The following is a 22,328-nucleotide window of genomic DNA, read 5'->3' as shown; positions in this document are numbered from 1 at the left end:
TCAAGCGGATTACCGCCGCTGCGGATGCGCGATGCCCGAATAGCGCTCGTCCCACACCGAACGTGGGACCCGCAGCCGGACGGGGGCGTCGCACACCCGCCGGACCTGCGCCGGGATCTTCACCGGCGGCCGGACGTCGAGCCGGTGCCAAAGCCGTTTGCTCACCGCGGCGCCGACCACGGCGCCCAGCGTGTTCAAGAGGATGTCGTCGGCGGAGGTCACCCTGCCCGCTTGTATCAGATATTGCGTACCCTCCACCAGCACCGAGACGGCCAGCGCGCCAAGCGCGATCCGGCCCAGTGAACGCAGACGCCGGGATCGCAACGGGAGCAGGGCGCCGAGCGGGCTCAGCATCAGGACGTTGCCCAGTGCCTGCCAGAGATTGGCGCTGTCACTCAGCGCGAGGCGCAGGTCGGTGCCGGGTTCGAGGCTCAGCCTGCTGCCCTGTGCGCCGGTCACCGGCATCGTGACCAGGCATAACACCAGGAAGCAGGCCAACGCGAGCGTCATGTCCACGGCGGCCGTCGCCGACGCGGAGAAGCGGTCGGCTTGTCTTCGTCGTCGATGCGCGGCCAGCAACGGCCAGCCGAGCAAAGCGTACGGAATCGCGGTGATCGTCAACGGGATCATCGCGCCGAAAGCGCGGAGCAGCTCTCCCATGGCCCTTCCTTTCCGGAGCGCTCAAGATCACCTTCGCATCACAAGATCGACTCGGCATGGCGGAGCGACCGCTCTAAGAGGTGATCTTTTCCGGTAGCGGAAAGGGCACTACCGTGCTGGGGTCCGGGCGGCGACCGTCCACAATGGAGCCCTGTGGACAACCTGTGGACGGCCGTTGCGCAACCGGAAGAAGGTGTTATCGCGCAAGGAAAAGCCTTGTGAGTGACCTGTGTACTACTTGGCGTGCCCGGTGAGCTCGCGCGCGCGTTCGATCAGCTTCTGCAGGTGCAGTCCCCGGCGCGCGTCGCACGGATGCGACGTCGTCCCGCTCGCGGCCATCGCGGCGAAATCATCGAGAAGCGCGGTATACGACTCTCCGGCAGAACCCGGTTTACGCCCTAAAGTGCGATAGCCGTGCTCGCCGTAAACGGCCACTTCGACGACCGTCGGCTGGATCGGCAGCCGCAGCGACAGCGTCGCCGTACTGGTCACGCCACCCTCGTGAGCGAACAGGAGCTGCCACAGATCGTCGTCGCTCCGGTGGGCGGCGAGCACGTCGGTGATCTCACCGAGCGCCGCGTCCAGCAGATCGAAGGCGTGCGGGCCGATATCGGCGAGCGCGCCGGAGTCGTGCCGCCACGGCGACGACTGGTACTGCCCGCCGAGCAGCGCGCCCGAAAGCCAGCGCGCACCGCCGCCGCGCCAGCCGCCCGCCTCCTTGATCCCGTCGAGCCAGTCCCGGGTCATCGGCGAGAAACGCAAGGTCAGAACCACGAGAGCGGCCACGCCGGCGGCGTCGACCGCGTCCACGAGCCGCCGCGCGCCGTCGAGATCCGCGGCGATCGGCTTCTCCAGGATGAGGTGCTTGCCCGCCTCGGCCGCCTTGACCGCCAGCTCCGCCTGAACGGCGGGCGGCACGGCGAACGCGACGGCGTCCACCTTGTCGAGCAGCTCGTCGAAACTGTCGACGGCCTCGGCGCCGTGCGCCTCGGCCAGCTCCGCGGCGGCCTCGGGACGCCTGGCCCAGACCGCGCACAGACTCGTCCCGGGATGATCGGCGAGGCCCGGCGCGTGCACCGTCTTCGCCCATGGACCCGCCCCGACCAGACCTGCGCGCAGCTGTCCCTGTCCCACGCCCCCAAGTCTAGGTGTGCCGCCACGCAAGCTGAACGCACCATCGAGTTGCGTTTGTTGCGTTTGTTGCGAATAATTCGTTGAGAGCCGATGCTGGACCACGCTGAACACGGGAGCAGTGATGACTGCGCTGACCATTGACCAGATCATCCCGGGACGTCACGACATCGATGTGGCACTCGAGGCGCTCCCGCACGTCGAGGCCTACCTGGCCAGGCGCCATGAACGGGACACGGTGCGCGTCGTCGTCGATGAGCACGAAGAGTCCGTGATCGTTCCCCGCGGAGTCGTCGATCTGATGGCCCGGGTGCTGGCTTTGGTCGCGGCAGGCGAGAGCGTGTCCATCGTCCCGTCGCGCGCCGAGCTGACCACTCAGCAGGCGGCCGACCTGCTCAACGTCTCCCGGCCCTTCCTCATCGGGCTACTCGAAACGGGACAGATCGAGTACCGCACGGTCGGCAAGCATCGGCGGGTGAAGGCGGGTTCGCTGCACGACTACCTCCGTCAAGACGATCAACGGCGTCGTGAAGCAGCGGACGAACTTGCCGGGCTGAACCAGAAGATGGGGCTGACTTAGCAGGTGGCCTTTGTGGTCCTTCTCGACGCGAACGTGCTGTACCCCAACGCTCTGCGCGATCTCCTGATCCGGATCGCGCAGAGCGGGCTCGTTCGGGCCAAGTGGACGGACGAAATCCTCGACGAGGTCTTCAGGAACCTCAAGGAAAACCGTCCGGATCTTGACCCGGGCAAGCTCGACAGGACGCGGGAATTGATGAATTGCTCGGTCCGTGACTGCCTGGCCACCGGCTATGAGCCACTCGTCCCGGCGCTCACCCTTCCCGATCCGGACGACCGTCACGTGCTCGCCGCGGCCATCAAGGCCCAAGGGTCGGACGATTTCGTGCTCGACCGGATCGCTCTCAACCGGAGGTTGGTCGTCGAGGCGGTGCTTCGCATCGCGGCTTCCCGGCGTTCTCCGCCAACAAGCTTCGCCGAGATCCTCGACGCGCTCGAGCGCGCCGGGCTCAGGAAGTCTGTCGCGGAGCTGCGTTCCTGGCGGGCGGATCAGGGGTAGCTGTAGAACCCGCGACCGGTCTTCTTGCCGAGCAGGCCGGCGTCGACCATGCGCAGCAGCAGCGGCGGCGAGGAGTACAGCGGCTCCTTGAACTCGGCGTACATCGAGTCCGCGATCGCCTTGATGGTGTCCAGGCCGATCAGGTCCGACAGCCGCAGCGGGCCCATCGGGTGCGCGGTGCCCAGCTCCATACCGCGGTCGATGTCCTCCGCCGACGCGAAACCCGACTCGATCATCCGGATCGCCGAAAGCAGATACGGCACGAGCAGCGAGTTCACGATGAACCCGGCGCGGTCCTGCGACCGGATCACCGTCTTGTTCAACGCCGTCGTCGCGTGCTCCTCCGCGCGGCGGGCGGTGTCGTCGCTGGTCAGCAGCGAAGGCACCAGCTCGACGAGCGGCAGCACCGGAACCGGGTTGAAGAAGTGGATGCCGACCACCTGCTGCGGGCGGCCGGTGGCCATCCCGAGCTTCATGATCGGGATCGACGAGGTGTTGGACGCGAACACGGCGTCCTCACGCTCGACGATCTTGTCCAGCGACCGGAACACCTCGACCTTGGCCTGCTCCTGCTCGAGGATGGCCTCGATGACGAGGTCGCGGTCGGCGAACTCGCCGATCTCGGTGGTGAAGCGGATGCGTCCGAGCGCCGAGTCGGCGTCTTCCTGCGAGAGCTTCCCGTTCTTGACGCCGCGTTGCAGCGACTTCTCGATCCGCGCCCGCCCGGAGTCCAGCGCCGGCTGGTTCACCTCGGTGATGATCACGTCCAGACCGGCACGTGCGTGCACCTCGGCGATACCCGAACCCATGAGCCCGGCTCCGATGACACCTACCCGCGTTACGTCCGACACGGCACCCTCCTCGTATTTTGGGCAGCACGCGACACGCGAGGGTGGACCACGGGGTTCAGCCCGTCCCACCCTCGCGTGTCACGCCTGCTCAGCGGCGGTATTCGTCGTACCCGTCGTACGGGTCGTCGTCGTCCCGCTTGTCGTCCTCGTGCCCGTAATCCGAGGAACTACTGGACAGCTCGCGCTGCAAAGCATCGAAGTCGGTTTCGTGCGAGCTGTACTTGAGCTCGCGCGCCACCTTCGTCTGCTTGGCCTTAGCCCGGCCGCGCCCCATGGCTCGACCCCCTCGCACAGGGGCGGGGCGGCCGGGGGAATCGGCGGCCCCGCATCGTCTCGACAATTATTTCCTGCTGACACCGTACCGTGTCCGGGGGGTTGGATGCGACGTGGCACGGTGTGCCGGTGGCGACAGTGTTCACCGAACGCCGGTTACCGGCCGGTCGGTGGCGATAGTCGCAGGTCGGCGTGCCACGATGCTCGTGTGCCCCGTCCGTTCGCGGCTTATCTCCGCGTCTATGAGCCCCTGCTCGCGCTGGGTGATCCACCGGACGAACGCCTGCTCGAGGCCGTCGAAGCGGCCCGGCTCGATCGTTCGGCCGCGGGCGAGCGCGAGCAGGCACTGTGGCTCAAGTCACAGCATGTCGGACGGCTGTTGCCCGCCGAGCTCGCGGACGGCAGGGCCGCGCCCAGCCTCGTCACCGACGTTCTCGTCCTGGATCCCGAAGACGTGCCGGAGGGTGAGCACGGCGACGCCGGCCCGGGGCCGCTGATCTGCCCGATGGAGATCCGCGCACGTTCGGCCGCGGCGCTGGTGACCTTCCTCGGCGACGCGCATCCGGCGTTGAAGAACGCGGTGCTCGACGCGGGCGGCGCTTCGCTCGACATGATCCGCTCGCGCGCGAAGTCCGCCATCGGTGACCTGTCGGCCTCGGCCTCGCACACCCTCTCGACGACATGGACCGTGCCGCTGCCGTGGTTCGTGCTGTTCGATCCCGGGATGCGCCGGGTCAAACTCGGCAAGGGCCGCGACGACCCCGAACGCGAGGCGTCTTGGCGGGTCTCCATCGCCGACGCGCGGCATCGCGCCCGCGAGGTCGGTGACCTGCTCGAAGCGACCTTCGGTGACTCAGGACCAGGCCGGGTGCTGCTCGAGACGCGACGCTGGCTCGACAGCTTCCACCCCGGCTCCGCGGTCGAACTCGACTACGGCGGTCTCGTGCAGCTCTTCGCCGACTCGATCCTGCAGGCCGACACGACCGCCGAAGAGGTGCACGACATCCTCGACGCGCTTCGCGCCGGCAATGTCGACGAGCTGGCGGAACTGTTCGCCGATCTGCGGGACTTCTGGGGCGACCTGGCCGCGCGGGAACGCGCGAACTAGCCGAAGAGACCGCTCGCGACCCGCAGTTCACCGACCGGTTTCCCGCCGCCGAGGACCGCTGCCTTGGGCAGTTCTTCCGCCTCGTCGCCCGGGTCGATGCCGAGGTGGCGCAGGGTCGCGAGCAGCAGCGGGATCCGTGCCCGCGCGGCGCCGTCGTCGATCTTCAACGCCAGCGCGGTGCCGTCCGGGAGCGCGAACGAGTGCACGCCCTCGGCGCCGCCCTTCGAGAGCAGGCCGTCGACGTTCCGCATCAGCACCGTGTCCTCGCGGCCGGTGCCCGCGACGTGCCACGGATACGCGCGGACGGCGTCCGCGACCCGGCCCTCCGGCCCGCCCATCGCGGTGACCAGCCTGCCGAAGGAACGGGCGAGGCCGGTGAGGGAGAACGCGAACAGCGGGGCGCCGCAGCCGTCGACGCCGACCGTCTCGATCGTCTCGCTGGTGAGGTCGGCGATGGTGGCCTGGATGACCTTCTGCAGCGGATGGGTCGCGGCCGCGTAGTCCTCGCATGTCCAGCCGAGCTGTGTGCAGGTCGTGAGCATCGCGGCGTGCTTTCCGGAGCAATTCATGGCGGCGCGGCGTTTCCCCGCCGCGGCCACGGCGAGCATGCTCGGCTCGTGCAGCGGGAACGCGGGCGGGCAGGCCAGCTCGTCCTCGGTCAGCCCGGCGCGGGAAAGCATCGACAAGGCGCCCTCGACGTGGCCGGGCTCGCCGTTGTGGGATCCGCAGCCCAGCGCGAGGTCTTCGTCGCCGATCGTGAGACCGGCGCGCAGCATCCCGACAGCCTGGAGCGGTTTGTTGGACGAGCGCGGGTAGACCGGACGCTCGATGTCGCCCACGGAGAACCGCACCGACCCGTCGGGGGCCGTGATCACCAGCGCGCCGCGGTGCACGCTCTCCACGAAACCGGAACGGACGACCTCGACCAGGACGGGATTCGTCACTCGGGCCCGCCGCGTTCGGTGTCGAGCAGGTCGTCGACGGACGCCGTGCCCTTGCGGTAGCGAGTCGCGATCTCGGCGTTGATCGTGTCCATCACGCCCTGCACCTCACGGCGGTACGAGGAGACGGAGACCTCCTCGTCGGCGTACCGGTTGAGGGCGTTGACCAGCTTCTCGTCCGACAATTTGCTGACGTCCGAAAGATCCGTGTCACCGATGAGCGCCTCGGCGAACCGCCGGTGCTCACCCGCCCGAGACGGCTCCAGCCGCTGATGCCTGCCCGAACCCGTGGCCGGGCCGATCGCGTTGTCCGCCAGTATCGCGGCCAGCCGCTCGACGACGCTGCTCTCGCCGCCCGAACTCCGGCGCTCCTGCTCGGCCCGCACGATGTCGATCCGCGCGTGCAGCAGCCGCCGCAGGTACGACAGGTCGGTCTCCTCCTGCGCGGCCTCGTCACGGCGCTCGCGCAGCACGGAAAGGGCCAGCTCGCCGAGGTCGCTGAGATACCCAGGGCCGAGCACGCGGTCGATACGACGGCGACCACCGGGCCGGACTTCGATCACGCGCGTAGCTTATCGCGCTCCAGCGGAAATGTTCCGCGGGGAGCGATACCACAAAGATCTCCGCCCCTCCCGAGGACCTCCCACCCACGGCCGCTCTTTCGGTTCCTTCCAGAGCGCGCCCCCCACCCGTCCCGGGGGCGGCCCCTGGTCCAGTCTACCGGGGGTGGCGGGGGAAAAGTGCTGGTCGGCGAGGTTGTCCACAGGTTGGGGGCGTTGTGGACAAGTGGCTGGGCGGAGGTGAAGGGGACCTTCGTCGCGTGTGATGGGGGAAAGCGTCCTTCGCGGCTTGGGATGCGGGGAAGGTTCCCTTCAGCCCGGTGGGGGAAGCGGGGCGAGGGTGCGGGAGTGCGGGTGCGGGAGGCGGGGCGCGGGCAGGTACGCGGAAGGCGGGGGCGCGGAAGGAGCGGGAGGCTGGATGCGGGCGTGGGCAGGAACGTGGGAGGCCGGGCAGGAGCGCAGGAGGCGGGGGCACGAAAAGTAGGTGAAGGTCCCCTTCATTGCGCCAGGCGCAATGAAGGGGACCTTCACGTACTCGGGTCGGGAGCGAAGGGCGGGTTTCCTTCGCTCAGCCGCGTGAAGGGGGCCTTCACGCGCTACCGCTGTGACAGGTGAGGCGACAGAGGCGACACAGCCGTGCCCGGAGCCCGTGAGGGGAACTTCGAGGGACCCAGAGTCCCTCAAGGAGTCCTTCACGGACCAGCCACAACCCCCAGCAGCAGCCGACAAGGCCACAAATGCCGTGAAGGCCTCCTTCCCTACCCTCAAGGTAGGCAAGGAGGCCTTCACGAACCGCAGCAAGAACCGCAGCAAGAACCGCAGCCGCCAAGAACCGCAGCGCCCAGCCGTCAACCCCGCAGTCGCTGAGCCGCTTCCCGTCCAGGAGCCGGAGCCTCGCCCGGCACGGAGTCCGGATCGATGGCCGCCTGCACGACGCGGTCCTCGGCGCCCACCAGTAGTTCGGCGCCCGGTTGCGTCGAGCGTTTGACCAGCGCGAGCGCGATCGGTCCCAGCTCGTGGTGCTGTACCACGCTCCCGACGCGCCCGACGGTCCGCTCGCCGAGCACCACCGGATCGCCGGTCTCCGGCGTGATCTCCGGCGAACCGTCCAGGTGCAGCAGCGCCATGAACCGCGGCGGCCGCCCGACGTTGTGGACCTTCGCGACGGTCTCTTGACCGCGGTAGCAGCCCTTCGCCACGTGCGCGGCGGAGTCGACCCAGTTCACCTCGTGCGGGATCGTGCGCTCGTCGGTGTCGATCCCCAGCCGCGGCCGCAGCGACTCGACCCGCAGCGCGTCGAACGCCCAGCTGCCCGCCGGTCGGGCGCCCGCGTCGGTCAGGCGGCGCCACCAGTCGGCGAGGTCGGCGCGGGGCACGGCGAGGTCGACGCTGTTCCGTCCGGGCCACGGCATCCGCCGCGCGAAACCACCGGGCAGCGGAACGACCGAATACGCGTCCGGGCTGAGGGTGACGTCCACGGAAGCCAGTACCCGGTCCGCGTCGGGGCCGAGAACGGTCAGCAGCGCCAGCTCATCCGAGACATCGCGGATGTCCACTTTGGACCAGAATTTCATAGCTTCGAGGTACTCGCGCAGGGTCTGCTTGCCGCCGGACGGCAGCGCGCTGGAGGCCACCGCGCCCCTGTCGCTGTCCAGCCACACCGTGCCGCCGGAGTGCGCGACGACCATGTGCGTGTCGACGCGGCCTTGGCTGTCCAGCACGAGCGCCTCGGTGCCGGTGCCTTCGGTCAGTCCGGTGACGTGCTGCGAGATCACCAAATGCAGCCAGGACAACCGTTCTTCCCCGGTCACGGCCAGGATCTCGCGGTGCGAACGGTCGATCACCACGGCGCCGCGCGTCGCCGTCCGTTGCTCGGCGAACGGGTCTCCCCAATGCCAAGGGACCCCCTCCTCCGGATGCCCGTCGGGTGCCGCGATCGGTCCGGGGAGGTCGAGCAGGGGGGAGCGGTAGGGCATGAAACCCATGCTAGTGAGTACCGTGTCCGTATGCGCGTGCTTGCCTTCCTCGACGGGACCCTGGCCGACCCCGAAGCCGCTCACCTGCGGGTCGACGATCTCGGACTGCTTCGCGGCGACGGCGTGTTCGAGACGATCCTCGTCGTCGACGGCCGCCCTCGTGAGCTCCGTCCGCATCTCGATCGCCTGGCCCGTTCCGCGGCCATGCTCGACCTGCCGGAGCCGGATCTCGCGGCCTGGGAGCGCGCCGCGCAGACGGTCATCGACAACTGGTCCGGCCCCGCCGAGATCGCCCTGAAATTGGTGTACACCAGGGGAATCGACGGCGATCCGGAAGCGAAGCCGTTCGGGTTCGCGCTCGGTGTGGAGATCGACGAGAAGGTCCAGCGAGCCCGTGTCGAAGGTGTCGCGGCGATCACCCTCGAGCGCGGTATCGAGCCCGAGCTCGCCGAGCGCGCGCCGTGGCTGCTGCTGGGTGCGAAGTCGATTTCGTACGGCGTCAACATGGCCGCGCTGCGCGAGGCCGCACGCCGCGGCGCGAGCGATGTGATTTTCACCGCCGCCAACGGTTCGGTCTTCGAAGGGCCGACTTCGACGGTCGTGCTCGCGAAGGACAGGACGCTCTACACGCCGCCGGCGAGCATCGGCATCCTGCCGGGGACGACGCAGGCGGCGCTGTTCCGGGGAGCCGAGCGCGCGGGCTGGTCGATCAAGGTCGAGCCGCTCCAGGTCCAGGACCTCAGCGCGGGCGAGGGGCTGTTCCTCGCCTCGTCGGTCCGCAAGCTGACCAGGGTGCACACGCTCGACGGCGTCGCGCTGAGCGACTCCAGCGCGATCCACGCCGAACTGGCCGCCGCGTACGAGAGCGAGTACACGATCAGCTGAGCGAGCTGATGATCAGCAGATGCGGCAGGATCGCTTCTTCGCGGTAGGCCGCGATCTTGTGGTGCCCGTCCAGGATCACCGCCGCGTCGAGGGTCTCCAGCACGATCGCGACCGGCCGGTGCCCGCTCTTGATCGCCGTCCGGTAGTAGCCGACCCGCGAGACGTCGGCGGGCGGCCAGTCGGCGCTCGGGGTCAGATAGCGGTCCTCCAGCAGTCTTTCGGGGCCGGTGACCTGGTACTCGCCGTCGGCGAAGAGAGCGAGAAGCGGCTGGAGCGTGTCGCCGAGTGGGCGCCGCATCTGACCGGTGGCCAACGCGATCCGCAGCGACTGCGGGAGTTCGGGTTGGGTGGGGACCGAAGTTGTGTCGATGACACCTGTGCCACCGTCGACCTTTACCTGTTCCACACCTTCGTGGACGAGTGAAAGCGGAGAAGGGTTCCGGGACGGGCCTGCGCGAGTGCCGGGAGTGACGCCTGTCTCACCACGGCCGCCACCGGATAACCACCGGTAGTTGGATGATCCGCCAAGAACACGACCGGCAGCCCGTTCGGCGGCACCTGGACGGCACCGGTCAGTAGCCCTTCGCTCGGCAGTTCCTTCTCCGCGTATTCGTCTCGGCGAACCAGCGCGGCCCCGTCGAGCCGGAGACCGACACGGTTGGATTCCGACGTCACCGTCCAGGTCTTCGCCAGCCCGGTCGCCAGGTCTTCGAACCAGTGCGCCCGCGGCCCCGGTTCGACGGGCACGACCAGCTCCGCCGGAGCGGCCGTGGGCAGTACGACATCGGCGCCGCCGGGCAAGGACGGTGTGCCGAGCGGGAGGACGTCGCCCGTCTTCAGCGGCGCGGGTCCGATCTCCGAAAGGACGTCCCGCGAACGGCTGCCGAGCTCGGCGTCGACCGCGATCCCGCCGGAGACCGCCAGGTAGCACCGCAAGCCGGTGGCGGGCGCGCCGATCGCCACGACCTGGCCCGCGGCCAGCCACACCGGCGAGTGCGAGCCGACGGCGCGACCGTCGACCTCGACGGTGACGGCGGGGCCGGTCACCGCGATCGTGCAGGACGTCGTCGCGCGCAGCCGCAGGCCGCCGAACAGGCACTCGACGCCCGCCGCGGCTTCGTCGTTGCCGACGAGCCGGTTGGCGAGTTTCAGCGCCGGGACGTCCAGCGCGCCCGACGGCGGGACGCCGAGATGCGCGTAGCCGGGCCTGCCGAGATCCTGGACCAGCGCCAACGGGCCCGGCCGGAGCACTTCGAGGGCCCTCATCCGGCACTCCGGAACCGCACGCGGTCACCGGGCGCCAGCAGCGCGGGCGGGTCGGCGCGCGGATCGAACAGGACGGTCCGGGTGTGGCCGATCAGCCGCCAGCCACCCGGTGAGACACGGGGGTACACCCCGGTGAATTCGCCCGCGATCCCGACCGAACCCGGTGGCACGCGAGTGCGCGGGCTCGACAGTCGCGGTTGCCGGAGCGGTTCGGGAAGTCCTGTCAGGTAACCGAAACCGGGCGCGAAGCCGGTGAAAGCCACGGTGTAGACGGCATCGGTGTGCAGTCGCACGACGTCCTCAATGGACACTCCGGCGTCCTGCGCGACGAGTTCGAGATCCTCGCCGTCATACGTGACGTCGAGGGTGATCTCGCGGGGTTCGCCGTCGGGCGGATGTTCGAGATCGGCGCCCGAGAGGAGATCACGGACGGCCGCGAGAGCACCCGAGCCCGGGGTTTCCGCCACCAGCAGGCTTCGGGCGCCGGGAACGAGTTCCGCTATCCCGGACGGGCGTGCGGCCGACACCGTGGCGTGCGCCGCGATCGTCTGCGCCAGGGAATCACAGTCGAGCAGGGCGGCGTGCTCGCCGTAGGCACGCCACCGCACGGGAGACGGTCAGCCCACCACGCGACGCAGCAGCGCCGACGTGTGCGGCTGCAGTTCCTGGCCCATCATGGCGCGCTCCTCGACGTAGCCGAGTTCGCCGTTGACGATGCCGTAGAGCCGCGAAGAGGCCGTGACGTCCTTGGCCGTCGACGTGCGGACGACGGCGTCGGTGCCCAGCTCCCAAGCCGGAACCGAGGCCTTGCCGCGCGGCTTGCCGTAGAACAGTTCCACGATGCCGGTGTTGTGGGTCAGCAGCAGTTCGATCGTGTCGTCGGCCTGCGGACGCCAGAACCCGGATTCCCTTGCGGCGGGCCGGATGACGTTGCCGTCTTCGTCCAGCAGCCAGGCGCGGGCCTCGTGGGTGAGGAAGGGACGGCCGTCGTGCGCGATGGTCAGCTGCATGCCGAACCGGCGCGGGCCTTCGATGGTCGGGTAGTCGACCTCGCCTTCGCCACGCCAGACGCCGACGAGCGGCAAGAGCGCCAGGCAGGCGTCATTGAGGTTCGGGCCCTCGCGCAGGTTCGCCGTGTCGCCGGGGATGGGCATGTCAGGAAGGGTGCCGTACGGAGGGAGGTTGCGTTCGCGCGTTTCTTCCGCGCGCTTCTCCGCGGCCTGGATGGCCTCGTCGCCACTAGCCGTCATGGGTCAGCGTTCGTCCGCGTAAAGCCGGTAGACGACGTACACGGCGAACCACGTGATCGCGACGCCGGCGAGCACCAGCAGGGTCGTAAACAGGATCTCCACGACTCGCACTTTAGTCGCTACCTGCCAGGACGGGCCTGCTGAGGGTCCGTGGCAGTGCCCACACGCGCGTGAAGGCCCCCTTCCCTCGGCTGAGCCGAGGGAAGGGGGCCTTCACGCGCAAAACGTCAGGCGACCGAGATGGCCAGGCTGTGGACGCCGGGACCCTGGGCGGTCACAGTCGCTTCGCCGTTGCCGGAGCGGTGCAGCGCGCGCACCGTCCAGTCGCCGGGGGCCGCGTAGAAGCGGAAGTCGCCGTCAGCCGACGAGACGACCTCGCCGGTGAAGTCGCCGCCGCCGTCCAGCAACCGCACGAAGGCGCCGCCGACGGGGCCTTCCGCGCCGGTCACCTTGCCCGCCAGCACTACCTGGCCGCGGGTGTCGTAGTCGGCGGGCGTGGCCTCCTGGACCGGCGCGCCGCAGCTGTCGTCTGCCGCCATCACTTAGCTCCCAACTCGACCGGCACGCCGACGAGCGAGCCGTATTCCGTCCATGAACCGTCGTAGTTCTTCACGGCGTCGTAACCGAGGAGCTCGTGCAGCGCGAACCACGCGATGGACGAACGCTCACCGATGCGGCAGTACGCGATCGTGGACTTCGACTCGTCGAGGCCCTCGTCGGAGTACAGCTCCTTGATCTCTTCCTCGGTCTTGAACGTGCCGTCCTCGTTGGCGACCTTCGCCCACGGGACGTTCAGCGCGCCCGGGATGTGGCCGGGGACCTGCGACTGCTCCTGCGGCAGGTGCGCCGGGGCGAGCAGCTTGCCGGAGAACTCGTCGGGCGAACGCACGTCGACGAAGTTGCTGCCGCCGATGGCCTGGACGACCTCGTCGCGGAACGCGCGGATCGAGAGGTCCTGCTCCTTGGCCTTGTACGTCGCGGCCTCGCGCTTGACCTCTTCCGAGTTCAGCTCGCGGCCGTCCAGCTCCCACTTCTTACGGCCACCGTCGAGCAGCTGCACGTTCTCGTGGCCGTAGAGCTTGAAGTACCAGTACGCGTACGCCGCGAACCAGTTGTTGTTGCCGCCGTAGAGAACCACGCGATCGTCGTTCGAGACGCCCTTCTCGGACAGCAGCTTCTCGAAGCCCTCCTTGTCGACGAAGTCCCGGCGGACCCCGTCCTGCAGGTCCTTGCGCCAGTCGAACTTCACCGCACCGCGGATGTGTCCGTTGTCGTACGCGGTCGTGTCCTCGTCGACCTCGATGAACACGACACCCGGGGTGTCCAGGTTCTCCTCGGCCCACTGGGTGGTGACCAGGACGTCTTCACGGCTCATGGAGCTGACTCTCTTTCTGGGTTAGGACGCGCGAGGGCTGGGACTGAAACGCTTGATGAGCAGGTACATCTCGCAACCGAGACAGAAGTTGAACGCCGCGTTGAGGAAGGCCGCGAACAGCGCGAACGCCGTCGCGACGAAGCCGAGCGCGGTCAGATCGGCGGCGAAGCCGACGGTGCCGACGAGGGCGAACACGAAACCGACGGCCTGCGCGAATCGCAGCGGGGCGGCGTCCTCGCGTTCGGTCGCCGGGCCGAGGCGCGGCGCGACGAGGTAGCGGTAGACCAGGGAGTACGGCGCCGGCTTGAGGCCGACGAACGCGCCGATCGCGAACACCACCGCCTGCGCCGCGAGCAGTGGCCACCACTGGGTGATGAGCACGATCGCGAGCACGACCGTCGTCAGGATGGCGGCGAAACGCGGACCCCGGGGGTCGACGGCCGGTCCTGCGGACATGGATCCTCCTGCGAACGAGAGGGAAAAGAGGTGCGTGCCAGGGGCACGCGCAGGCTTCGAGGCGCGTTCAGCGAGCCGGACACAGGCTGCTGCGAACGCGGCACAGATCCACTGCGCGGCGCTGGGTCAGCAAGGTTCGGGGCAGCCTGTTCACGGGTGCGAGGGTACGCAGAGCTCCCTCAGGTTGGGAACCGTGTTCATACCTTGGGACGCTTCCCAAAATTCGGGATCAGGCGTTCGCCAGGTGGGGTTTCAAGGCCTCGAGAAGGTCCTGACCTCGGGGAACGCCGCCGACGCGGAAGACCTCCCGGCCGTCCGGCGTCAAGGCCAGCGTCGTCGGAGTCCGCAAGATGGAAAGTGCCTGCGCGACTTCCGGGGTTTCGGTGACGTCCAAATCGACGTGCGTCAGGCCGTCGGTCTTCTCCGCGAGAGCCGACAGGATCACGCGGGTGTGGCGGCACGGCGCGCAGAACGTGGTGGAGATCTGGATCAGGGTGACGCCCTCGGGCGCGAGGGCTGCGGAAACGCGTTCCGGAAGGGTGGATGCGCTGGACTTGGCCGCGCGCACGCGGCCGTTGCGCGCTTGCAACAGCGCGCCGGCCACCCCGCCGAGCACCAAGACGCCCAGCAGCACCCACACTCCGGTCATTCAGAGATCACCCCTGGGGTTTCGCTCCGCTGAAGGCGACGTTCTTGCCCTCGCCCTTGATGGTCACCGAACCGCTGTTCACGCGGACCGACGTCGGGGTCACCGCGAACGGCAGGGAGCCGGTGTCGATGGTCGCGTTGAAGTTCGGCAGCAGCACCCGCTGTGCGGCTTCTTCGATGACGGTCGTTTCCTGATCATTCCCCAGCTGCAGCCGCTTCGGCTCGATCCGGATCTTCTGACCGTCCAGTTCGAGCATCGCGAAACAGAAGATCTCGTAGTTCTTCCCGGCGAACTGCAGGTTCCCGGACACCCGGATCCCGGTGCTCGCGGAGTCCACCGGCTCACCGTTCGCGTTCGTGGTCGTCGTGGGCTTGGTCTCGCCCTGCCCGCTGTCGCCGTTGCGGACGTAGTCCTCGGTGACCGGCTCGATCTTCAGGTTCTCGATCTTGTCCAGCGGCGCTTGCCGCGCGATGTCCGCGGCCTTGATCACGACCTCGCCCTTGAGCGTGCCGATGACGATCGACTTGGTGTTGCCGGACGTCAGGTCCGAGAGCGGCGCCGTGACGTCGCTCATGTCCGCGTTGAAGTCCACGTCACGCAGCTTCGGCGGGACGGCGACGCCCTGGGCGTTGATGGTGATGTGACTGTAGTCACCGGAGAGGGCCTGCGTGAGGAACGGGAAACCGTGCACCGTCACCGCGGGATCGTTGGCGAGGGCGAGCTGTTCGCGGGTCTTCTGGGAGATCGTGTGCTCGGCGAAGGCCGCCGCCCCGAAATCGGCCCCGACCAGCAGGACCACCAGCACCGCGAGGGCGATGAGCCAACCCCGGCCACGCCGCTTCGGTCGCTTGGCGGACCGGCCGGGGGACGGTCGGTCGTCACGCGCCACGGGCCTGCTCACCATTGCGTCAAATCTCCTTCGTAGACCTCTTTGGCCAGGTGTGATCGATCCAGCACGGGGTAGGTCCTCGGCTGTTCACCCGCTATTCTCACTAAGCACCGGCTGTAGCCACGTTCGAGGCGACTACGAGTTAGGGCGGTGCGGCGATGAGCCTGGACCTTCTGGTGTTGACTGCGGAAACCGATGCGACCGCGGTCCTGCCCGCCCTGGATCTGCTGCCCCACACCGTACGCGTCCGTCCTCCGGAAGTGACCGCGCTGCTCGACGCCGGCCACCGGGACGTCATCGTCCTCGACGCCCGCAGCGATCTCGCCTCCGCGAAGAGCCTCTGCCGACTCCTCAAGGGCGCCGGTGAGGACGAGGCCTCCACGCCGATCATCACCGTCGTCGGCGAAGGCGGTCTGGTCGCGGTCAGCGCGGAATGGCGCACCGACGACATCCTGCTCCCGGCCGCGGGCCCCGCCGAGGTCGACGCCCGCCTGCGGCTGGTCACGACTCGCGACGGCGCCGCCTCGCAGGTCGACGCCGAACTCCGCGTCGGCGAACTGGTCATCGACGAAGCGACGTACACCGCGAAGCTCCGCAAGCGCACTCTCGAGCTCACCTACAAGGAGTTCGAACTCCTCAAGTACCTCGCGCAGCACGCCGGCCGGGTGTTCACCCGCGCGCAGCTGCTCCAGGAGGTCTGGGGCTACGACTTCTTCGGTGGCACGCGCACCGTCGACGTCCACGTGCGGCGCCTGCGCGCGAAGCTCGGGCCGGAACACGAGCAGATGATCGGGACCGTGCGCAACGTCGGCTACAAATTCGAGAGGCCCTCCAAGGGCGCCGCGGCCAAGCAGCAGCAGGCCATCGCCCCCGACGCGAGCGTCTACGAGCCGAGCGAGCTTTCCGCGCACTGAATCCCTTCCTCTCCTGCCTGACAAGACGTCCAGGCGGGTACGGGGTTCCCGGGTAGGGTCGATTTCATGCTTGATCCGACTTGGACCGGTGAACCGGAAACGGAAGAGATCCACGACTTCCTCCTCGCCGTGCGCGAGGCCGACGGCCGCCCCGAGGACACCGGGTTCGACGGTGGGCAGCACCTCTTGGGGCAGGTCGACGGGGAGCTGGTCGCGTACGCGCACCTGGACACCGAAGGCGACTCGCACGGCAACCAGGTCGCCGAACTGTTCGTCCATCCCGCGCACCGAGGCGCCGGTCACGGCAGAGCGCTCGTCAAGGCGCTCGTCGAACGAGTCGAGGGAAAGCCGTTGCGCGTCTGGGCGCACGGTGATCACCCCGCCGCCGTCCACCTCGCCGGGACCGAGGGCTTCGAGCGCGCCCGGGAACTGCTGATCCTGCACGCCGACGTCGAGACGGCCGAGTGGCCGGAGCCCGTGACCCGCGAAGGGGTCACGCTGCGCACGTTCGTCCCCGGTCAGGACGAGGAAGCGATGGTCCGCGTCAACGCGCGTGCCTTCGACTGGCACCCCGAGCAGGGCGCCCTGACCGCCGACGAGGTCCGCGCGACCGAGAAGGACGCCTGGTTCGACCCCGAGGGCTTCTTCCTCGCGGAGCAGGACGGCGAGGTCGTCGGCTTCCACTGGACGAAGATCCACGAGGCGGCCCCCGGCCGGTTCGGCGGCGAGCCCACCGGCGAGGTCTACGTCGTCGGCATCGATCCCGACGCGCAGGGCGGCGGCCTCGGGAAGGCCCTCACGCTCGCCGGGCTGCGGTATCTCCGTGATCGCGGACTGGGTCAGGTGATCTTGTACGTCGAGGGCGACAACGCCCCCGCGCTGGCTGTCTATTCGAAGCTCGGGTTCACACGCTACGAAGTCGACGTCCAATACGCTCGGTAACCGCGTTCACACGTGCGGCACTTGACCGGTCACGGAGAGCAGACGCCCAGGTCACGGGCGGGACACGGACCCCGTTCGGTCTAGTCACGCTGCTCACATCGGGCGCCTTGTTCACTTTTCGTTCATCCTTTGAGGGCCGCCCGTCCACTGTCGCTGCCTAGTGTCCGGATCCGGCAGGAACGTTCCGGTTCCACCGATCCGGCGAAAGTCTCCCAGTGGAGGAAATGCAGTGAAGATCATGCGGCCCGCGGGCGCGATCGGCATCGTGGCTAGCGCCGCCCTCGTGCTCAGCGCGTGTGGATCCGACCCCGCGGCGACGAAGACCGAAGGCTCGGGCGCCGCGTCCGCGCCCAGCGGGACGGCCGGTGTCGAATGCGGTGGCAAGAACCCGCTTTCGGCCGAGGGCTCGTCCGCGCAGAAGACCGCGATCGACATCTTCGTGCAGCAGTACGCCGCCAAGTGCGCCGGGCAGAAGGTGAACTACAACCCGAGCGGTTCGGGCGCCGGTATCAAGCAGTTCAACGCGAACCAGGTCGACTTCGCCGGTTCGGACTCGCCCCTCAAGGACGGCGAGGAGGCCGACAAGGCCAAGGCTCGTTGCGCCTCCGACGCGTGGAACCTGCCGCTGGTCATCGGCCCGGTCGCCGTGGCGTACAAGGTCTCCGGCGTCGACAAGCTGACCCTGACCCCCGAGGTCACCGCCAAGATCTTCAACGGCGGCATCACCAAGTGGAACGACCCGGCCATCAAGGCGGTCAAGGGCAACGAGAGCGTCAACCTGCCCGACAAGGCCATCCAGGTCATCTCGCGCACCGACGAGTCGGGCACCACCGACAACTTCCAGAAGTACCTGAAGGCCGCCTCGAAGGGCGCCTGGACCCAGGGCGACGGCAAGAAGTTCAACGGTGGCGTCGGTAACGGTGCCGAGAAGTCCAACGGTGTCGCCAGCGCGGTCAAGGCCACCGACGGCGCCATCACCTACGTCGAGTCCGCGTTCGCGAAGGACGGCCTCAACGCCGCCCTGATCGACAGCGGCTCCGGCGGTGTCGAGCTCACCGCGGCGAACGTCGCCAAGGCCCTCGACGCGGCGAAGTTCAAGAAGGAAGGCTCCAACGACCTCGCGCTGGACCTGAACGCGATCTACTCCAGCAACGTCGCGGGTTCCTACCCGGTCATCCTCGCCACCTACGAGATCGTCTGCTCGAAGTACGCCGACGCCGAGGTCGCGAAGGCCGTCAAGGCGTTCCTGAACGTCGCCGCCACCGACGGTCAGAAGCCGCTTTCGGACAAGGGCTACGTGCCGATCCCGCAGAGCCTGCAGGACAAGGTCCTGACCGCCGTCAAGGCCATCGCCTGACCTTTGTTGCAGGACAGAAGTAGTCGATGAGCGATTCCTCTTCGCCCAGAACGCCCACCGGCGACCCCGGTGGGCGTTCTGGCGTCCGCGAGACCTTCACGGAGGACCCGATTTCGGAGCAACCTGCCGCGTCACCGCCCGAGAAGTCCTCGGTGCAACTCGCGAGCCCCAATTCCAGGACGGTGCGACCCGGTGACCGCATCTTCCAGTTCCTGACCACCGGAGCCGGCGTCTTCGTCGTCTCGCTGATCGGCCTGATCGGGTTGTTCCTGCTGGTGCAGGCCATCCCGGCGCTCCAAGCCGACAACGTGAACTTCCTGACCAGCCAGACCTGGCAGACCGATCCGAACGACATGAAGTTCGGCATCATGGGCCTGCTGCTGGTCACGGTCTACTCGGCGCTGCTGGCGCTGATCATCGCGATGCCGATCTCGCTCGGGATCGCCCTCTTCCTCACCCAGTACGCGCCGAAGCGGCTCGCGCGGCCGTTCGCCTACGTGATCGACCTGCTCGCCGCGGTCCCGTCGATCATCTACGGCCTCTGGGGCCTGATGGTCTTCGCGCCGACGATCGAGCCGGTTTCCCAGTGGGTCAACGACACCTTCTCGTGGATCCCGATCTTCGCGGCGGGCAACGTTTCGCCGGACATGCGCGGCACGATCTTCACCGCGGGCATCGTGCTCGCCGTGATGATCCTGCCGATCATCACCTCGCTGTCGCGTGAGGTGTTCGAGCGGACCCCGACCCCGCATATCGAAGGCGCGCTGGCGCTGGGCGCCACCCGCTGGGAGGTCATCCGCACCACGGTGCTGCCGTTCGGCAAGGCGGGTTACATCGGCGCCTCGATGCTCGGCCTCGGCCGCGCGCTCGGCGAGACGATCGCGCTCGCGATCATCCTGACCGGCGCGGTGGGCCGCGAGTTCACCTGGAGCCTCTTCGACGGCGGCGCCACGTTCGCCTCGAAGATCGCGGCGGACTACGCGGAGCTGAACAACGAGATCTCGGCGGGCGCGTACATCGCGGCCGGTCTGGTGCTGTTCCTGCTGACGTTCCTCGTCAACTTCGCCGCGCGGTCCATCATCGCCAAGAAGGGGGACTGAGCATGTCCACCACGCTCGAGAAGACCCCCGCCACCACCCCCGCCTTCCAACAGGTCAGCCTGGCGAGGAAGACCAAGAACGGCGTCGCGACGGTCCTGATCTGGCTGTCGTTCCTGATCGCCGTCGTGCCGCTGGTGTGGCTGCTGGCCACGGTGGTCATCAACGGCGTCAAGCGGATCCCCTACAGCAACTGGTGGACCGAGGACTTCGGCTCGGTGCTGTCGGACGAGGTCGGCGGCGGTGTGCTGCACGCCGTCATCGGCTCGGTGCTGCAGGGCCTGGTCTGCGCGATCATCGCGGTCCCGATCGGCATGCTGGTCGCGATCTACCTGGTCGAGTACGGCCGCGGAAAACTCGCGAAGGTCACGACCTTCATGGTGGACATCCTTTCCGGCGTCCCCTCGATCGTCGCCGCGCTGTTCATCTACGCGCTGTGGATCACGACGTTCGGCCTCCCGCGCAGCGGTTTCGCCGTTTCGCTGGCGCTGGTGCTGCTGATGATCCCGGTGGTCGTGCGCTCCTCCGAGGAGATGCTGCGGATCGTCCCGGACGACCTGCGCGAGGCCTCCTACGCGCTCGGCGTGCCGAAGTGGAAGACGATCATGAAGATCGTCCTGCCGACAGCGCTGTCCGGCATCATCGGCGGCATCATGATGGCGCTCGCCAGGGTCATGGGCGAGACCGCGCCGCTGCTGGTCCTCGTGGGGTACTCCGCCTACGTGAACTGGGACATCTTCGGTGGCGAGCAGGCCGCTTTGCCGCTTCTGATGAACAACGAACGGGTCAGCAACCCGTTCGACGAAGGTACCGTCGCTTTCGACAGGATCTGGGGTGCCGCGCTCACCCTGGTACTGATCATCGCGATCGTGAACCTCCTCGCCATGCTCTTTGCCCGTCTTGTCGCCCCGAAGAAGAAGTGAGCTGTTTGAGATGGCCAAACGAATCGACGTCAAAGACGTGGACATCTACTACGGCAAATTCCACGCCGTGGACGGCGTCACCCTCTCGGTGCCGCCGCGGAACGTCACCGCGTTCATCGGCCCGTCGGGCTGCGGCAAGTCGACGGTGCTGCGCACGCTGAACCGCATGCACGAGGTCATCCCCGGCGCCCGCGTCGAGGGTGAGGTGCTGCTCGACGGCGAGGACATCTACGGCGCCGGTGTCGACCCGGTGCAGGTCCGCCGCACCATCGGCATGGTCTTCCAGCGGCCCAACCCGTTCCCGACGATGTCCATCCGCGACAACGTCGTGGCCGGCCTCCGCCTGGGCGGCACGAAGGGCAAGAAGCAGCTCGACGAGGTCGCCGAGCGCGCGCTGCGCGGCGCGAACCTGTGGAACGAGGTCAAGGACCGGCTGAACAAGCCGGGCGGCGGCCTCTCCGGCGGTCAGCAGCAGCGGCTCTGCATCGCGCGGGCGATCGCCGTGCGGCCCGACGTGCTGCTGATGGACGAACCGTGCTCCGCGCTCGACCCGATCTCGACCCTCGCCATCGAGGACCTGATCGGTGAGCTCAAGAAGGAGTACACGATCGTCATCGTGACGCACAACATGCAGCAGGCGGCGCGTGTTTCGGACCAGACCGCGTTCTTCAACCTGGCGGGCGTCGGCCAGCCGGGTCGCCTGGTGGAGCTGAACGACACCGAGAAGATCTTCTCGAACCCGGACGAGAAGGCGACCGAGGACTACATCTCGGGACGATTTGGATAGTCACGCGCTGACGGAAACGCGCCGAAGGGGCGCCGTCCGCATTCACCTCACGTGAGTGCGGAGGGCGCCCCTTCATCGCGTTTCCGTGGGCCTTCGGCCCAAAAGAGGGCGCGCGACGGTGAAGTCTCGCCGTCGCGCTGACGCGCTGCCCGGCAAGACCTCTGCCGGTCACCTTGCCGGTTCCGTTGGCAGCCTGCGCTCGGAGACGCGAAGGGGCCCTTCACCGCGTGACATGCGGTGAAGGGCCCCTTCGCTACGTCTTATGCGGGGAAAGTCCCCTTCAGCGCCTAGAGCTCGTCGGGGCCGTAGCCGGGCATCTTGCCGGTCACGACGAAGATCATCCGACGTGCGACGGAGACGGCGTGGTCGGCGAAGCGCTCGTAGAAGCGGCCCAGCAGGGTGACGTCCACGGCCGCGGCGACGCCGTGGTCCCAGTTCCGGTCCATGATGACCGTGAACAGGTGCTTGTGGATCTCGTCGACCTCGTCGTCGTCCGACTCGATCGTGCGGGCGGCCTCGACGTCCTTGGACTTGATGACCTGCTCGGCCTGCCGGGCCAGCTTGACGGCCACCTCGCCCATCTTGGCGAAGTCGCCTCGGACGGCGTCGGGCAGGACGGGGTCGGGGTGACGGCGACGCGCGGCCTTGGCCACGTGCAGCGCCAGATCGCCCATCCGCTCCAGGCTCTCGGCCGCGTGGATCGCGGCGAGGACGGTCCTCAGGTCGGTCGCGACGGGTGCCTGCAGGGCCAGCAGGGCGTACGCCTGCTCCTCGCATTCGGCGCGCGCGTCGTCGACCTTCGCGTCGTCGCTGATCACCTGCTCGGCGAGTCCGAGATCGACCTCGAGCAACGCCCGGGTCGCCCGCTCCATCGCGTCGGCGACCTGGAGCGACATGCCCGCTAGGTTCTCGGCGAGCTGTTCGAGTTCGACATGGTAAGCCTCACGCATGGCCCAACCC

27 protein-coding genes are annotated in these 22,328 nt (G+C 68.3%); 10 read left to right on the top strand and 17 right to left on the bottom strand.

Annotated features, from left to right (window positions below; all coding sequences use genetic code 11):
* Positions 1-9: 9 nt before the first annotated feature.
* On the bottom strand, positions 10-660 hold the full coding sequence (locus HDA45_RS18860; RefSeq protein ID WP_184897120.1) for a VanZ family protein: 651 nt from the start codon (positions 658-660) through the stop codon (positions 10-12).
* A 234-nt stretch (positions 661-894) separates the two neighbouring features.
* Positions 895-1,794, bottom strand: coding sequence for a Gfo/Idh/MocA family oxidoreductase (locus HDA45_RS18855; RefSeq protein ID WP_184897118.1), 900 nt, complete (start codon positions 1,792-1,794; stop codon positions 895-897).
* 121 nt (positions 1,795-1,915) lie between these two features.
* Between HDA45_RS18855 and HDA45_RS18850 the strand changes: the two genes are divergently transcribed.
* Both HDA45_RS18850 and HDA45_RS18845 read left to right on the top strand, forming a co-directional pair.
* Positions 1,916-2,371 (top strand): helix-turn-helix domain-containing protein, encoded by a 456-nt coding sequence (locus HDA45_RS18850; protein WP_184897116.1) that lies wholly within the window; start codon positions 1,916-1,918, stop codon positions 2,369-2,371.
* A gap of 12 nt (positions 2,372-2,383) precedes the next feature.
* Positions 2,384-2,869, top strand: coding sequence for a PIN domain-containing protein (locus tag HDA45_RS18845; protein WP_343072102.1), 486 nt, complete (start codon positions 2,384-2,386; stop codon positions 2,867-2,869).
* Here HDA45_RS18845 and HDA45_RS18840 read toward each other — a convergent pair.
* Positions 2,860-3,720, bottom strand: coding sequence for a 3-hydroxybutyryl-CoA dehydrogenase (locus HDA45_RS18840; RefSeq protein ID WP_184897112.1), 861 nt, complete (start codon positions 3,718-3,720; stop codon positions 2,860-2,862). The two genes, HDA45_RS18845 and HDA45_RS18840, sit on opposite strands and share 10 nt — an antisense overlap.
* Before the next feature lie 88 nt (positions 3,721-3,808).
* Positions 3,809-3,994, bottom strand: coding sequence for a DUF3073 domain-containing protein (locus HDA45_RS18835; RefSeq protein WP_020632289.1), 186 nt, complete (start codon positions 3,992-3,994; stop codon positions 3,809-3,811).
* 207 nt (positions 3,995-4,201) lie between these two features.
* Here HDA45_RS18835 and HDA45_RS18830 point away from each other — a divergent pair, with 207 nt between their 5' ends.
* Complete coding sequence (locus tag HDA45_RS18830; protein ID WP_184897110.1) at positions 4,202-5,101, top strand: DUF8083 family protein; 900 nt, start codon at positions 4,202-4,204, stop codon at positions 5,099-5,101.
* On the opposite strand, the gene HDA45_RS18825 is transcribed toward HDA45_RS18830, so the two are convergent.
* From HDA45_RS18825 to ygfZ, 3 genes are all read right to left on the bottom strand, one after another.
* Positions 5,098-6,045, bottom strand: coding sequence for an asparaginase (locus HDA45_RS18825; RefSeq protein WP_184897108.1), 948 nt, complete (start codon positions 6,043-6,045; stop codon positions 5,098-5,100). The two genes, HDA45_RS18830 and HDA45_RS18825, sit on opposite strands and share 4 nt — an antisense overlap.
* Positions 6,042-6,605, bottom strand: a complete 564-nt coding sequence (locus HDA45_RS18820) for an RsiG family protein (RefSeq protein WP_184897106.1) — start codon at positions 6,603-6,605, stop codon at positions 6,042-6,044. The genes HDA45_RS18825 and HDA45_RS18820 overlap by 4 nt, the downstream gene beginning before the upstream one ends.
* Positions 6,606-7,450: 845 nt before the next feature.
* Positions 7,451-8,578 (bottom strand): CAF17-like 4Fe-4S cluster assembly/insertion protein YgfZ, encoded by a 1,128-nt coding sequence (gene ygfZ, locus HDA45_RS18815; RefSeq protein ID WP_184897104.1) that lies wholly within the window; start codon positions 8,576-8,578, stop codon positions 7,451-7,453.
* Positions 8,579-8,608: 30 nt separating this feature from the next.
* On the opposite strand from ygfZ, the gene HDA45_RS18810 reads away from it, so the two are divergent.
* Positions 8,609-9,463: an aminodeoxychorismate lyase gene (locus tag HDA45_RS18810; RefSeq protein WP_184897102.1), complete on the top strand. Its 855-nt coding sequence runs from the start codon at positions 8,609-8,611 to the stop codon at positions 9,461-9,463.
* On the opposite strand, the gene HDA45_RS18805 is transcribed toward HDA45_RS18810, so the two are convergent.
* The 9 genes from HDA45_RS18805 to HDA45_RS18765 all read right to left on the bottom strand — a co-directional run bounded on the left by HDA45_RS18805 (position 9,456) and on the right by HDA45_RS18765 (position 15,363).
* On the bottom strand, positions 9,456-9,869 hold the full coding sequence (locus tag HDA45_RS18805; RefSeq protein ID WP_184897100.1) for a hypothetical protein: 414 nt from the start codon (positions 9,867-9,869) through the stop codon (positions 9,456-9,458). The two genes, HDA45_RS18810 and HDA45_RS18805, sit on opposite strands and share 8 nt — an antisense overlap.
* Entirely contained in the window at positions 9,857-10,729 is an 873-nt protein-coding gene (locus tag HDA45_RS18800) for a 5-oxoprolinase subunit C family protein (protein ID WP_184897098.1), read from the bottom strand. The genes HDA45_RS18805 and HDA45_RS18800 overlap by 13 nt, the downstream gene beginning before the upstream one ends.
* Positions 10,726-11,337 (bottom strand): 5-oxoprolinase subunit PxpB, encoded by a 612-nt coding sequence (gene pxpB, locus HDA45_RS18795; protein WP_184897096.1) that lies wholly within the window; start codon positions 11,335-11,337, stop codon positions 10,726-10,728. Before pxpB ends, HDA45_RS18800 begins: the two co-directional genes overlap by 4 nt.
* Before the next feature lie 9 nt (positions 11,338-11,346).
* On the bottom strand, positions 11,347-11,979 hold the full coding sequence (locus HDA45_RS18790; protein WP_184897088.1) for a heme-binding beta-barrel domain-containing protein: 633 nt from the start codon (positions 11,977-11,979) through the stop codon (positions 11,347-11,349).
* Between the two features lie 227 nt (positions 11,980-12,206).
* On the bottom strand, positions 12,207-12,518 hold the full coding sequence (locus HDA45_RS18785) for a DUF1416 domain-containing protein (RefSeq protein WP_184897087.1): 312 nt from the start codon (positions 12,516-12,518) through the stop codon (positions 12,207-12,209).
* Positions 12,518-13,354 carry a sulfurtransferase gene (locus tag HDA45_RS18780; RefSeq protein ID WP_184897086.1) on the bottom strand — a complete coding sequence of 279 codons (837 nt, stop codon included), beginning with the start codon at positions 13,352-13,354 and terminating at the stop codon, positions 12,518-12,520. The genes HDA45_RS18785 and HDA45_RS18780 overlap by 1 nt, the downstream gene beginning before the upstream one ends.
* A 21-nt stretch (positions 13,355-13,375) precedes the next feature.
* The gene (locus tag HDA45_RS18775; RefSeq protein ID WP_184897084.1) at positions 13,376-13,810 is read right to left on the bottom strand and encodes a DUF4395 domain-containing protein; all 435 of its coding nucleotides are present in this window, start codon (positions 13,808-13,810) and stop codon (positions 13,376-13,378) included.
* A 229-nt stretch (positions 13,811-14,039) separates the two neighbouring features.
* Complete coding sequence (locus HDA45_RS18770; RefSeq protein WP_184897082.1) at positions 14,040-14,459, bottom strand: TlpA family protein disulfide reductase; 420 nt, start codon at positions 14,457-14,459, stop codon at positions 14,040-14,042.
* A 7-nt stretch (positions 14,460-14,466) separates the two neighbouring features.
* The gene (locus tag HDA45_RS18765; protein ID WP_184897080.1) at positions 14,467-15,363 is read right to left on the bottom strand and encodes an LmeA family phospholipid-binding protein; all 897 of its coding nucleotides are present in this window, start codon (positions 15,361-15,363) and stop codon (positions 14,467-14,469) included.
* A 143-nt stretch (positions 15,364-15,506) separates the two neighbouring features.
* Between HDA45_RS18765 and HDA45_RS18760 the strand changes: the two genes are divergently transcribed.
* The 6 genes from HDA45_RS18760 (at position 15,507) to pstB (ending at position 21,368) form a co-directional block, all read left to right on the top strand.
* A complete protein-coding gene (locus tag HDA45_RS18760) occupies positions 15,507-16,262 on the top strand; it encodes a response regulator transcription factor (RefSeq protein ID WP_184897078.1) in 756 nt (251 codons plus the stop codon).
* Positions 16,263-16,328: 66 nt separating this feature from the next.
* A complete protein-coding gene (gene mshD, locus HDA45_RS18755) occupies positions 16,329-17,204 on the top strand; it encodes a mycothiol synthase (RefSeq protein ID WP_184897076.1) in 876 nt (291 codons plus the stop codon).
* A 229-nt stretch (positions 17,205-17,433) separates the two neighbouring features.
* Positions 17,434-18,561 carry a phosphate ABC transporter substrate-binding protein PstS gene (pstS, locus tag HDA45_RS18750; protein WP_184897074.1) on the top strand — a complete coding sequence of 376 codons (1,128 nt, stop codon included), beginning with the start codon at positions 17,434-17,436 and terminating at the stop codon, positions 18,559-18,561.
* Between the two features lie 182 nt (positions 18,562-18,743).
* Positions 18,744-19,661, top strand: coding sequence for a phosphate ABC transporter permease subunit PstC (pstC, locus tag HDA45_RS18745; protein WP_184905783.1), 918 nt, complete (start codon positions 18,744-18,746; stop codon positions 19,659-19,661).
* A gap of 2 nt (positions 19,662-19,663) precedes the next feature.
* Positions 19,664-20,581 (top strand): phosphate ABC transporter permease PstA, encoded by a 918-nt coding sequence (gene pstA / locus HDA45_RS18740; protein WP_184897072.1) that lies wholly within the window; start codon positions 19,664-19,666, stop codon positions 20,579-20,581.
* Between the two features lie 10 nt (positions 20,582-20,591).
* Entirely contained in the window at positions 20,592-21,368 is a 777-nt protein-coding gene (pstB, locus tag HDA45_RS18735; RefSeq protein WP_184897070.1) for a phosphate ABC transporter ATP-binding protein PstB, read from the top strand.
* 287 nt (positions 21,369-21,655) lie between these two features.
* Here pstB and phoU read toward each other — a convergent pair whose 3' ends face one another.
* Positions 21,656-22,318, bottom strand: coding sequence for a phosphate signaling complex protein PhoU (phoU, locus tag HDA45_RS18730; protein ID WP_184897068.1), 663 nt, complete (start codon positions 22,316-22,318; stop codon positions 21,656-21,658).
* Positions 22,319-22,328: the final 10 nt, after the last annotated feature.

It is taken from the genome of Amycolatopsis umgeniensis, from assembly GCF_014205155.1.
Lineage (GTDB): Bacteria > Actinomycetota > Actinomycetes > Mycobacteriales > Pseudonocardiaceae > Amycolatopsis > Amycolatopsis umgeniensis.
This window is presented reverse-complemented; position numbering and strand designations above follow the sequence as displayed.